This window comes from Pararobbsia alpina (assembly GCF_902859895.1).
Lineage (GTDB): Bacteria > Pseudomonadota > Gammaproteobacteria > Burkholderiales > Burkholderiaceae > Pararobbsia > Pararobbsia alpina.
On record NZ_CADIKM010000005.1, the window covers coordinates 249,084 to 262,878 of the forward strand.

Sequence of the window (13,795 nt, forward strand, 5' to 3'; positions counted from 1 at the left end):
GACAACCGGGCCCGACTTCGGTACTTAACGTTCTTGCCGATGTTGGGCGATACTCTGGCTTGCAAGTTGTGAACCAGGCCCGAACTCATGAACACGAACCGAATCGCGGACTCGTCCGCCCCCTTCCAGAACCTGGCATCCGTCGTCGCGCGGTTGCGCGAGTCGCGCGAGAGCATGCACAAGATCCGGCACCGCGGCCATGTTCGCGAGCTGCCGTCGCGGGTGGTCGTCAAGCAGGTCGTCGAGGCGCTCGCGGCCGTGCTGTTTCCCACCCACTACGGGCGAGCCGACCTGCACGACACCGACATCGATTTTTACGTCGGCGACACCTTGTCCGGCGCGCTCGCTGCGTTGAGCGAGCAACTGCGCCGCGCGCTGATGTTCAGCGCGAACGAGGACCTGGTGCAGGACCCCGAGCTCCCCGCGAAGGCCCATGCGCTGACCGAACGCTTTGCCGAGGTGCTGCCGGATATCCGCGCGGTCCTTGTCAGCGATCTCCAGGCCGCCTATCAGGGGGATCCGGCAGCGACGAGTATTTCCGAGGTGCTGCTGTGCTACCCGGGTTGCCTCGCGGTGATCCATCATCGGCTCGCCCATGCGCTCTATCGGCTCGGCGTGCCCTTGCTGCCTCGGCTGATAGCGGACATCGCGCATTCGGCGACGGGCATCGATATCCATCCGGCCGCGACGATCGGCGGTAGCTTCTTCATCGATCATGGCACGGGCGTGGTGATCGGCGAGACGGCGATCATCGGTCACGGCGTGCGGCTCTACCAGGCCGTCACGCTTGGCGCAAAGCGTTTCCCATCGGAGGCGGACGGTACCCTGACCAAGGGCGTTGCACGCCATCCAATCGTCGAGGACGATGTCGTGATCTATGCCGGCGCGACCATACTCGGGCGGATCACGATCGGCAAGGGTTCGACGATCGGCGGCAACGTCTGGCTCACGCATAGCGTGCCCCCGGGCAGCAATCTGTCGCAGGCGCTGACGACGTCGACTTGACTGCGGTGCGCCACGTGCGCTTCCTGATGGTGTGAAAGGAAGCGGCATGTAGTGTGGAATGAAGGAGTGTGAAACGCAGGCCGTCCATGTCATGAGACATGGGCGGCCTGTTCCATTTCGGCTAGCCGATTTCCGCTAGCCGAATGGCGTGCGAATTGCCCCTGAGCAATTTTCCAGCAGGCCGCAATCGGATGAATCCGATTTTGCAAAAATCGTTGTGTAGTACACCGAATGCGCATTGCGTAGCAGTGTCATCGACTCATGTTCGATATCTTGCCTAGCGTCATTGATGCGTCGCGAGGTGCGAGAATGAAGACATACGGTGCTGCTCAGCGCTTGTTGTTCGGCATGACTCTGGTGACGAGTCCCATCGTTGCCGCTGCACAGATCGTTGCCGATCCCGGCGCGGGTGCTCAGGGTCCGACAGTCGGGCAGACCCGCAACGGTATTCCCCAGGTCGACATTACGGCCCCCTCGGGCGCAGGCGTTTCCCGCAACGCCTATGTTCAAATTGATGTGCCGCAGCCCGGCGTCGTCCTGAACAATTCATCTGCGATCGTGCAGACCTTGCAGGCTGGCATGATCACCGGCAACCCGAATCTCGAGCCCGGACAGTCGGCGAAGATCATCGTCAACGAGGTCGGTGGAGAACTGCCGAGCCAGTTGCGCGGCTATCTTGAAGTGGCGGGCCATCCCGCCGAGGTCGTCGTTGCCAATAGCAACGGCATTGTCGCGGACGGTGCGGGCTTTATCAATGCCACGCGCGGGATCCTCACGACCGGGGCGCCAATATTCGGCCCCGGCGGCGGTCTCGACGGCTTCGATGTGCGGCACGGCGAGCTTGCGGTGCAGGGCGCGGGGCTCAATACGTCGAACGTCGATCAGCTCGATCTGATCGCGCGCCGCGTTTCGGCCGATGCAATGATCCATGGGAAGACGTTGAACGTGGTTGCCGGGCTCAATCGGGTCGATCATGAGACGTTGGCGGCGACGCCCGCCACGGACTCGCAGCGGACCTCCGAAGTGCGAATCGACGTCAGCGGGCTGGGCGGTATCTATGCGAGTCGCATTGCGCTTGTTGCCACGGAAGCGGGCGTCGGCGTGTCGAACCGGGGCGTGCTCGCTGCGCAGGAAGGGGACTTGAAGCTGACCGCCGACGGTCGATTGATCCTGTCGGGCAAGACCTATGCAAATGGCGATCTCGCGCTGGCGAGCGGTGACGGCGTCTACAACAGCGGTACGACCGCCAGTGCAGGAGGCCTGTCGGTCGATGCTGTCGGAGACGTCTACAACAGCGGAGTGCTCGATGCGCAAGGCGCCTTGAAGGTCGGTGCCCGCAGTCTGGTATCGACGGGCACATTGTCGCAGGCGGGAGCGGGTCCAATGACGATCGCTGTCGCGGGGCTGTTCGACAACTCGAACGGTACGCTGCAAACCGGCGGCACCGATACGCACCTCAGGTCCGGAACGCTGGTCAACGACGATGGAAGGATCGTGCACGCCGGCACCGGCGCACTGCGCATATCGAGCGACAGCCTGTCGAATCGTGGTGGCACGATCGCCAGCAGCGGCGAGCTCGGCATTCGCGCGGCGGACCTGTCGAACCAGGCAGGCATGCTGAGTGCGCAAAGGCAGGTGGACGTCGAAGCGCGTTCGCTCGACAACAGCCAGGGAGGCTATGTCGGCGCGGAGCGTGTGGCCTTGAACGCGCAGCACGTGCTCGACAATCGCGGCGGAGCACTCGAGGCGAGCGAAGGCCTGGCGATAGCGGCATACGACGTGGCTAACGACACGGGCTCGATCCGGAATTCCGAAGAGGGCACCCTGTCGATCGTCGCCGCTGGAGCGGTAACGAACACGCAAGGCGGTCGGATCGGCGGCAACGGGGACTTGAGCATCGTATCGAGCGTCTTCGACAACACAGGCGGCAGACTGGCCAGCGATGCAGGTGGAGGCGGAAACATCATCCTCACGACAGGCCAGTTCGCGAATGGCTACGGCGTCATCGAGAGCGATCGGGACGTCGATGTGAGCGTCACGTCGATGGCCGGTGAGGGCTTGATCGTAGCCGCGCGCGACGCGACCTTCCGAATCGCGAGCGACTATACCCACGACGCGCGCAACACACTGCATGCGAATCACGATCTGACACTCACGACGCTGGGCAATTTTGCGAATCGCGGTCAGCTTGGCGCGGTCAACGCATTGACTGTCAATGCCAAGAACGTCGACAACCCGTTCGGTGCGAGTCTGAAATCCGCGTCGACGGCCGTCAATGCCACAGGCATGATCAGGAACGCAGGCAGGCTCGAGGGCGAAGCCGTCGCCACGCGCAGCGCGGCATTGAACAATGTCGCCACCGTCATTGGCCGCACTGTCACGCTGAACGCCGATGTGATCGACAACACAGGGGCGTCGGCTGTGATTGCCGGGGCGGACAAGGTGAACCTGTACGCGAGCGAACGGTTCTCCAACACCGGTCAGGCGAATGTGTTCAGTTTGGGTGATATCAACATCGCCGCCGACGGTCAGCGTGGTGTGAGTGGGGTTGTGTCGAATCATGCCGTCGCGAAGGGGCACCTTGCGAACCGTACGAATACAGTCATCAACGATCGATCGACGCTCGAGGCGCGGGGCAATCTCGAAATCGCGGCCAATACACTGATCAATGCCCGGCCTGCCCCGGTGGTCGAAACGGTGACGACCGGTGTCGCTACGAAGCACCAGCGAAAACGCGACAAGTACATGGCCTGCGCGACGGGAAATGCGGTCTCAAACTCGACGTGCTCGCAGGCAGTGTGGGACTTCGGCTACAAGGTTCCACGCAATGCCACTTTCGAGGCGGCACGGATCGTCTCCGCATCGAAAGGTTCAGATCCTGTGGATCGCTTGCTCGTGGTCAGGGCGAACGGCAGGCAGCAGACCCCCGAGTCGATCTACTACGACGCGATGACTGAACAAGGCGACGGCTCGATCACCGTCAGCTATTGGGATGGCTACGATCCGAACATCCACTACGATCCCGCCACGGAGTACCCGACTCGCAGCGACGCGCACAACGGCTACCAGCGCATCGAGATGTCACGCGATACGACCACGACAACGCGAGAGGATCGCGCGGTGGGCATCGAACCGCCGGCGGAAGTGGTTGCGGGCGGGCATATCACGCTCGCGAATGTCGGCACGGTCGACAACCTCCACGGCGCGATCGCGGCGGGCAAGTCAATCTGGATAGGCGACGGCAAGTATGACGGGCAGGTGGGCAGCATGGTCGCGACCGGTTCCCATGGCACGACGACGGTCAACAACACGGGACGGACGCTGTATCGCCATGAGACACAGGACATCGTGTCGCGGTACGCATGGAACAAGGAGATCACCCGCGACGCGGGTCCCGTGGCCCAGGCGCCTGTTGTGTTGCCGCCCATGGCAATCGGCAGGACCGGCGGCACGATCGTTGCGAACGAGGCGCTCGATATCCATGCGCGTGACATCCGCAATACCCAGGTCGCGGCGGTCGACTCGCTTACGGGCATGACCGGCAGGACGGCCGGTGCACAACTTGGCGGGCGTGACGGGAACGATGGAAGCAGGGGCGATACGGGATACGGTGTCCGTGACGGGGCGAGTCTGTGGCAGTCGGCGATCGCCGCCAACGGCATCCTCGATCTGAAGCTGCCGACGAGCGGTTTGTATGACATTCACGTTGCACCCGAGCATCCCTACCTGATCGTCACCGATCCCGGCCTGACGAGCTATATGCAGTTCATTTCCAGCGACTACATGCTGGAGCAGCTTGGGCTGAACCCGCAGACGGCTCAGAAGCGTCTCGGCGACGGGCTGGTCGAGCAACAGGAAATTCGCCTTCAGATCACGGCGCTGACGGGCCGTGCGCACTTGCCGGGCTACGCGGACGCACAGGACGAATACCGAGCACTGATGGCGAGCGGCGTTCGTGCGGCGCGGCAGTTCGATCTTCAGCCGGGCATTGCGTTGACGAGCGCACAAATGGATGCCCTGAGCAGCGATATCGTGTGGCTCGTGATCCAGCGCGTGAAACTGCACGACGGGGGGATGACTCAGGTTCTCGCGCCGATCGTCTATCTCACGCGCGCGCATGCCGGTGATCTACGACCGGAGGGTGCCGTGGTCGCGGGCGACGATGTCGAGTTGCATGCGCTCGGCAATGTGGCCAATAGTGGTGTGATCAAGGGCGGTGCCCGCACCGTGGTGACGGCAACGGATGTCGTGAACCGGGCAGGCACGATCGGCGATGGTGACGCCACCGGTCATGGTGTCTCGGGCGACCGGGGCCGCTCGAGTGCGGCGAAACGTGCCCGCAAGGGGAGCCGAGGAAACCGCGAGGGCAGGACGGGAAGCACGACAGTCGTCGCGGCCGCGCGCGATGTGGTCAACGAGTCGGGGCGAATCACCGGCAACCGGGTCGCGGTGCTTGCCGGACGCGATATCGTCAATACGACGCTGGTTGATGCTTCGGGGAGGGTGGTCCTGGGGTCCAGTTCGACGAAAGCACTTGTGGCAGGTACGTCGCCGGGTGCTTTTGACGAAGCCTTCCCGGATGCCCGTGAAGGTGGCAGTCGCGACGCTGGCTATGGCAGCAGGGCAAGCGCAACCGTGCTCGGCGCACGAGGGACCATCGCGTCGACCGGCAATATGGTCGTGACGGCGGGTCGGGATCTGACTGTTCACAGTGGAGAGATCACAGCGGGGCTCGGCCGCAGCGACGGTGACATGCAACTCACGGCCGGCCGCGACTTCACCGTGGATACCGTGGAGTCCACGACCTCGCAGTCCGTTATGAGGAATGACCGGCACCACTGGGAAGCACGGAAGGCGACCCACCAGTCGAGTCTGATTGCCTCGGGTGGCGCTCTGGCGATCCACAGCGGCAACGACTCGACATTCAAAGGTGCTCGGATAAGCGCTGGCAAAGATCTGGACATCGGTGCGGGAGGCAATCTCGTGGCGACGGCCGTGCTCAACGACACGAGGTTCGACAATGTCGCTGCCGACGATGAGACGCGTCAGGAGACCGGCCACACGTACGACCAACAGGCCATCGGCACCCAGCTCTCCGCGGGGCGCAATGCGACGCTTGCAGCGGGCAGCGCCGGCAGTAGAAGGAGCATCGGCGATGCCGGAAATATGGGTAGCACGAGCGGACTGGGCAGCGGCAATGTCACGCTGACGGGTTCGTCGGTCACCGCCGGCACGAATCGCGGAACGCCGGGCGGGGCGGCCATCATTGCGCACGGCGATGTCACGCTCGATAGTGCAAGCGAGGTGCACCGTTTCGACATGGACGTGTCGAACAGGCGAGGCAGTTTCGTCAGCGGCACAAGCCGGACGGATCACATCGATGGGACCATCGATCTCGCCATCGGCAGCACAGTCAGCGGCGATGCTGTCGGTATTCGCGCGGGCGACGATCTGGCGATCGAGGGCAGCAACGTGGCGGGCATGAACGATGTCGCGATGACCGCCGAAGGCAACGTGGAGGTTGTCGCGGCACAGGACACCGCGCAAAGTGCACAACGGCACGAGGTCAAGCGTTCGGGCGCCTGGGGAACGGGTGGACTGGGTTTCTCGATCGGCGTGAGCAAGCAGCAGGACGCCGGCAGCGAGCATGCGGTTTTCGAAAGCCGGTCTCGCAGCACGGTGGGCAGCGTGCAGGGGAACGTCTCGATCAAGTCCGACGGCCATGTTCACATCGGTGGCAGCGACATCGTCGCGGGCAGGTCCGCGGACGACGTTGCCGATGCAAGCGGCCATATCGATATTCAAGCGCGAAGCATCACGATCGACCCGGCCATCGATACCGTGCGCGGTGTCGTCAGCCGGAAGACGAGTCAGTATGGCGTGGCGGCTGCGCTTGGCGGTGTCGTGGGCAATGCACTGGAGACGGTCAACCAGAGTCTGATTGAGACGAACCGTAGCGACGATTCGCGGCTGGCCGCGCTCGACAAAATGCGCGCCGTGAGGTCCAGCTACCGCGCCGCGCAAGTCGCCGGTTCAGCGATCGAAAGCGCGGGCGGCAACGTGGCGTCGCAAGCGAAGTCACCGGTGGCGCTCAAGGCGACGGTCAGCATGGGGGGTGGCAGCAGTCACGTGGAATCACGGCGTGCCGTGACGACAAACGATGGCAGCACGCTGAGCGCAGGGGGCAGGGCGTCGATTGTCGCGAGGGGTGCGGCAGACGATGATGGAGATATTCGTGTAAGCGGTACGCGGATCAATGCACGCGAGGTTTCGCTGCGTGCTGCCCGCGATATCGCTTTGCAGAGTGCGCAAGACACCACGCAACACGTCGCCACGAACAGCAGCAGCCACGCCAGCATCGGCGTGGGCGCCGCGATCGGAGGCGCACAGAACGGCTTCACGCTCGAACTGGGGGCAGGCGGATCGAGCGGTCGTGGCGATGGCAGCCGTGTCATCCACCGTGATACACAAATCAGCGCAATCGACTCGCTGTTCATGAGCAGCGGCCGCGACATGAGCATGCTCGGTGTGGAAGCATCAGCTGATACGGTCCACGTGGATGTCCGCCGCGATCTGGCGATTGCGAGTCCCCAGAATACGAGCACGTTCAGGAGCGCACAGTCGAGTGCCGGCTTTCAGGCGAGTTTGTGCATGCCGCCGTTCTGCCATGGGCAAACGGTCGAGGGCTCAGCACAGGCGACTGTGCAAATGCTCCGGAACAACTTCAGCTCGGTGGGCCGACAGAGTGGCATTCGCGCGGGTGAGGGCGGCTATACGGTCGAGGTCGGCAGCCATACCCAGTTGGACGGTGGCGTCTTGGCCAGTACGGCGGAGCCGGGCGGGAATTCGTTGTCGACCGGAACGTTTGGCTATTCGAACTTGCAGAACGTGGCTCGCCACACGGGCTCGACACTGGATTTCCGTGCAAGCGGCCATGCCGGCAAGAGCAGGTCCGACGGCGTGAGTTTCGCTTCACGGCCGCGCAAGGTCGGCACCGCGCTCGGGCCGCCCGATTTGTCGGGGTTCGGTCCAGGCGGCTTCGGCGCAGCCGGCACGACCTCGGACGCGAGCGGGACGACTGACGCGGCAGTGAGCCCGGGGTCGATCGACGTTCGCGGGGATATCGGTACCGATCAGAACAGCACAGCGGGCCTGAGTCGCAATGCTTCGCGGGCCAACGGTTCAGTGCGAGACACTTTCGATGCGCGCGAAGTTTCCGATGATCTTGCCGCCCAGCAACGCTCGGGTCAACTCGGCATGCAGGTGGTGGGGGACACCGGAACCGCGTTGGCAAACCGTGCGGGGAAGGCAAAGGGGCGGGCCGAACGCGCTTATGAAAGGGCTCATGCGGTGGGCGATGCGGGCGCCATGGCAAAGGCGCGGGCCGAAGTTGCCTCTGCTGATCGGCAACTGGCACTCTGGGAAGAGGGCGGCATCGCCCGAGTCGCGTCACATGCAGTGACTGCCGCGCTGGATGCGGCGACCGGCAACGGCAGCCTTCTCGGCGCTGCGGGTGGAACCCTTGCCGGCGACCTCGTTAGCGACGCTGCAAGCGAAGCCATTCAAGACCTGCCCGGTGCAGCGCTACTGAAAAATGCAGCGGCCGGCGCAGTTGGAGCTGCGACCGGGGCATTTTTCGGGGAATCCTCCGGTGCAGTGAGCGGCGCGAATGGTGCGCTAAACGCCGATCTGTACAACCGGCAGTTACACAGCAGTGAATCAGAGAAGCTGGCGGTGCTCAAGCGAGGCCGGGGTGCGGAGGACCAGCAACGCTTGATGGATGCCGCGTGTGCGCTCGTTCACTGCTCGGCCGGCGTCCCCGACCACGATCCGAACCGGCAGGCGCTGGTCGATTCGGAGAGCCGGGGCAGTCGATACACCTCCGAGCAGGACGAGATCAGGGCAGCGGGCGCGTTCGAAGGATACAGCGGGCTCGACTCGTTTGGCGACGCAATGGACCGTTACCAGGTATCGAACCGGACGGTGGGGGCGTGGACGGGGTGACCGGAGCCGCTGGCGCCGCCGCCGCGCTCGGCGCGGGTTGCAGCACGATCGTAGTCTGCGGGTTCGCCGCCACGGTGGCCACCACGAGCCTCGACTATTCGAAGGCGGGGTTCCAGCAGCTCATCCATGGCGAGCAGATGCCGACGTACGGCGAACAGATGCTGCGAGGCTTGGGGATGAGTCCAAACGGGGCCGCGATGGCTTACGGGGCGGCGAATCTCGGATCGACCCTCGGACGAACCGCCATTGGCCTGCCTCGTGTCAATCAAGCCGTGGGCGCGCCGGCAATCCAGCATGCAGACACGAGCACGAGCGCTGGCAACCTTACCATCACCGCTGGGAAATTTTCCCCTCACGAGAGATCGATGGCACGACATTTGGCTTCCCAGGGGTACCGAGTGGTTTTGCGCTCGCCGGTGGGCAGGAGGATCGAGGGCAAGACCTCTGATTTGCTCGTCAATGGTGTGCCTTACGACGTCTATACGCCGCAAACGGCCAGCGTCCATCGGATCGTTGGGGCGATTGCCGACAAGAATTCGCAGGCACAAGGAATTGTGCTCGATCTGAGCGAAACGTCGGTGACCCGGGAGCAGCTCGGAAACCTTCTTCAGCGAGTACGCGGCACCGGTGCGACCAACATTCAAGATATCAAAATCATAGGAAAACAAGATGCCGAGCATCAAATGCGAATGCGGCCATAGGATCTGCTATGGAGACATCCCCTGCTCAGACGAGTGGCTGATGATGTCTGATACAGCCTTTGACAAACATCACGGGCAAGTGGATGTCGACGAACTTTATCGCGCGATGACACATGTGCTCAAGTGTCCGGACTGTGGATGGCTGTGGGTGTATTGGAACGGTTTCAGGAACGATCCTCAGGGTTACAGACCCGAGTAACTACGGCAATGGCGAGCCGCCCGAGGGCAGCTTGCCATTGCCGACCAAGGCGCCGGAGCGCCCCTGCCGAAACCTTGCCGCTTACTCGTCCATCCCCCCCACCACCGTATTGAACCCCGCATCGACATAGGTAATTTCCCCTGTCACGCCCGCCGCAAGGTCCGACAACAGAAAGGCGCTGACATTGCCGACATCCTCGATGGTCACGTTCCGGCGCAGCGGTGCATTGTGCTCGACGAAGTCGAGGATCTTGCCGAAGCCCTTGATGCCGCTCGCAGCTAGCGTCTTGATCGGACCTGCCGATACCGCGTTCACGCGGATGCCCTTCGGTCCCAGCGAAGTCGCCAGATACCGCACACTCGCTTCGAGTGATGCCTTGGCCAAACCCATCGTGTTGTAGTTCGGCAGCGCACGCTCGGCACCCAGGTAAGTCAGCGTCAGCAGCGCCGCTTTGTCCGAGAGCATCGGCAACGCAGCCTTGGCCAACGCAGCGAAACTGTAGGCCGAGATATCGTGCGCGACCCGGAAGGACTCACGCGACAGCCCCTCGAGAAAATCCCCGGCAATGGCCTCGCGCGGTGCAAAACCGATCGAATGGACGAGCCCGTCGAGCGTATCCCAGCGTTCGCGCAAGGAGGTCATCACCCCTTCGATCTGAGCATCCTCGGCCACATCGCACGGCAGGACGATATCGCTGCCGAACTCCGTCGCAAATTCCGTCACGCGGTCCTTGAAGCGCTCCCCGACGTAGGTGAAGGCCAGTTCGGCACCTTCGCGCTTGCATACCTGGGCAATCCCATATGCGATCGAGCGGTTCGACAGGACACCGGTCAACAGAATTCTTTTGCCAGCGAGAAAACCCATTTGTGCTCCGTTTTGGTAGTTCGCTTGTATTTGCGAGTATCGGTAAAGGTAGAATTCTCGCACATCACCCGTTCGAATCCGTCCCAACCGGTCTCTCCCAGGTCTCCATGGCTGCTGGCTTGCGTCGCATCGTTCCCTCCGTGGCCCTCGCGTGCCTGCTCTACGCCATGGCCGGGCTGCCCATTGCCCGTGCCGCCGCGTCGATCGCGCAGTACGGCACGCCCAAGTATCCCGACGGCTTCACGCATTTCGACTATGTGAACCCCGACGCGCCCAAGGGCGGCACGCTCATGCTTGCGAACAACGGCGCGAGCTTCGACAAGTTCAACCCCTTGAGTCTGCGCGGCGTGGCCGCGCCGCGCATCGGCGAACTCATGTTCGAGACGCTGATCACCAACAGCAGCGACGAGCCCAACAGCGCCTACGGCCTGCTCGCCGACGATATCCGAATCGCGCCCGACGGGCTGTCGGTGACCTTCCATCTCAATCCAGCCGCGCGTTTCTCCAATGGCGACAAGCTCAGGGCGACCGATGTCAAGTATTCATACGACACGCTGACCGGCAAGCATGGTAGTCCCGCGTTCAAGGTTGCTTTCCAGGACATCGTCAAGCTCGACGTGCTCGACGACTCGACCGTGCGATTCACGTTCAGCCGCCGCAACGGCGACCTGCCCTATATCGCGGGCGGCCTGCCGATCTTCTCGCCGAAGTGGGGGCAACGGCCCGACGGCTCGCGCGTTGAGTTCGACCAGCTCGCGTTCGAGCAGCCGATCACGACCGGCCCCTATCTGATCGACCAGTACAGCCCGGGCCGCGACATCAGCTACAAGCGCGATCCCCACTACTGGGGCAAGGACCTGCCGACCCGGCGCGGCATGTACAACTTCGACCGGATCGTGCTCAAGCTCTATAACGACGACGTTGCCCGGCTCGAGGCGTTCAAGGCCGGCGAGTTCGATGCGGTGTCCGAGAACCGTGCGCGCAACTGGGTCCGTTCGTACACGGGCGAGCGTTTCGACGACGGCGAAATCATCAAACAGGCTTTTCCCAACCACAACGGCGCGAACGTCCAGGCGTTTTATATGAACCTGCGCCGGCCGCTGTTCCTGGACCTGCGCGTGCGCCGCGCCCTGAACCTGGCGTTCGACTTCGAATGGGCGAACCGGATGCTGTTCTACAAGAACTACGAGCGGCTCCAAAGTTATTTCATGAACACCGATTTCCAGGCCACCGGCTCGCCGTCGCCCGAGGAGCTCAAGCTGCTCAAGCCGCTACGCAAGGAACTCGATCCGTCGATCTTCGGCCCCGTCCAGTTGCAGTCGGTCACGACGCCCCCGCATTCGCTGCGCGACAACCTGCGCCAGGCGCGCGAGTTGCTTGCGCAGGCGGGCTGGACCTATCGTGACGGCGCGCTGCGCAACGCGGCCGGCGAGCCGTTTCGCTTCGAGCTGCTCGATACCGGTTCGGCCCTGATGCAGCAGGTCGCGTCCGTCTACCAGCGCAATCTGCAGAAGCTCGGCATCACGCTGACGTTCCGCTCGACGGACTCGGCCTTGTACCAGCAGCGCATCGACAACTTCAATTTCGACATGACGACGCTCGTGATGCCGGCGGTCCAGGTGCCGGGCACCGAGGAGATCGGCCGGTGGGGTAGCAAAGCCGCCGATACGCCGGGCTCGGACAACGTGCTCGGCCTCAAGTCGCACGCCGTCGACGTGCTCACCGACGCGGTCGCCTCGGCGCATACGCTCAAGGACCTGGAAACCGCCACGCATGCGCTCGACCGCGTGCTGATCGGTGGCTGCTATATCGTGCCGCACTGGTACTCGTCGAAGTTTAACGTTGCCTACCGGCGCACGCTCGGGCATCCCGCCTCGCCGCCGCTGTACTACCAGGCCGAGAGCTGGATCGTGTCATCGTGGTGGGACGCGGCCGGACAATCGACCGCGTCGGTCAAATAAACGGAGCGCCGTCTCGCATGTTCAGCTATATCCTCAAGCGCCTGTTGCTCATGGTCCCGACCTTGATCGGTGTGTTGACCGTGACCTTTGTCGTGATCCAGTTCGTGCCGGGCGGCCCGGTCGAACAGGTGGTCCACGATCTGCGCAAGGCGAGCGAGCAGGGCAGCGTCGCGGGCATGACCTACCGCGGCAACGCGGGCATCGATCCCCAGCAGATCGCCGCCTTGCGCGTCCAGTACGGTTTCGACAAGCCGCCTGTGACGCGCTATTTCATGATGCTCGGCGATTTTGCGCGCTTCGATCTGGGGCAGAGCTATTTCCGGCATCAGAGCGTCTGGTCGTTGATCGTCTCGAAGCTACCCGTGTCGATCAGCATCGGCGTATGGACCTTCCTGATCACGTATTTGGTCTCGATCCCGCTCGGTATTGCCAAGGCGCTCTGGCACGGCTCGACCTTCGATCTCGCGACGAGCATCGTCGTGTTGATCGGTTACGCGATCCCGGGCTTCGTGCTAGGGGTCGCGCTGCTCGTGCTGTTCGGCGGGGGATCGTTCTGGCATGTGTTCCCGCTGCGCCATCTGGTCTCCGACAACTTTTCGCAACTGAGTCTGGGCGGCAAGATTGCCGACTATCTCTGGCATATCACCTTGCCGATCGTGGCCTCGGTCGTGGGCAGCTTCGCGGTGATCACCATGCTGACCAAGCATTCCTTCCTCGATCAGATCCGCCGCCAGTACGTGCTGACCGCGCGCGCGAAAGGGCTGCCCGAGCGCCGCGTGCTGTTCAAGCATGTGTTCCGCAACGCGATGCTGCCGCTTGTGGTCGGGTTTCCGTCGGCGTTCATCGGCGCCTTCTTTTCGGGCAGCCTGCTGATCGAGACGCTGTTCTCGCTCGACGGGCTCGGCTTGCTGTCCTATGAGTCCGTGATGAAACGGGACTATCCGGTGGTGCTCGGCACGCTCTATCTGTTTACGTTGATCGGGCTCGCGACCAAACTGCTCTCCGACCTCTGTTACGTATGGGTCGATCCTCGGATCCGTTTTGGCAGCCTGGAGCGTTGA

Annotated in this window: 6 protein-coding genes; 5 read left to right on the top strand and 1 reads right to left on the bottom strand. The window is 63.1% G+C overall.

The window, feature by feature from the left end:
• The first annotated feature begins 87 nt into the window (after window positions 1–87).
• The 3 genes from epsC (at window position 88) to HV670_RS08415 (ending at window position 9,710) form a co-directional block, all read left to right on the top strand.
• Window positions 88–1,005 carry a serine O-acetyltransferase EpsC gene (gene epsC / locus HV670_RS08405; RefSeq protein ID WP_175104291.1) on the top strand — a complete coding sequence of 306 codons (918 nt, stop codon included), beginning with the start codon at window positions 88–90 and terminating at the stop codon, window positions 1,003–1,005.
• 309 nt (window positions 1,006–1,314) lie between these two features.
• A complete protein-coding gene (locus tag HV670_RS08410; RefSeq protein ID WP_175104292.1) occupies window positions 1,315–9,009 on the top strand; it encodes a hemagglutinin repeat-containing protein in 7,695 nt (2,564 codons plus the stop codon).
• Window positions 8,997–9,710 (top strand): CdiA C-terminal domain-containing protein, encoded by a 714-nt coding sequence (locus HV670_RS08415; protein WP_175104293.1) that lies wholly within the window; start codon window positions 8,997–8,999, stop codon window positions 9,708–9,710. The genes HV670_RS08410 and HV670_RS08415 overlap by 13 nt, the downstream gene beginning before the upstream one ends.
• A gap of 280 nt (window positions 9,711–9,990) precedes the next feature.
• Here HV670_RS08415 and fabI read toward each other — a convergent pair whose 3' ends face one another.
• Window positions 9,991–10,773: an enoyl-ACP reductase FabI gene (gene fabI / locus HV670_RS08420; RefSeq protein WP_175104294.1), complete on the bottom strand. Its 783-nt coding sequence runs from the start codon at window positions 10,771–10,773 to the stop codon at window positions 9,991–9,993.
• Window positions 10,774–10,880: 107 nt separating this feature from the next.
• On the opposite strand from fabI, the gene HV670_RS08425 reads away from it, so the two are divergent.
• Both HV670_RS08425 and HV670_RS08430 read left to right on the top strand, forming a co-directional pair.
• Window positions 10,881–12,734 carry an extracellular solute-binding protein gene (locus HV670_RS08425; RefSeq protein ID WP_175104295.1) on the top strand — a complete coding sequence of 618 codons (1,854 nt, stop codon included), beginning with the start codon at window positions 10,881–10,883 and terminating at the stop codon, window positions 12,732–12,734.
• 17 nt (window positions 12,735–12,751) lie between these two features.
• Entirely contained in the window at window positions 12,752–13,795 is a 1,044-nt protein-coding gene (locus tag HV670_RS08430; protein WP_175104296.1) for a microcin C ABC transporter permease YejB, read from the top strand.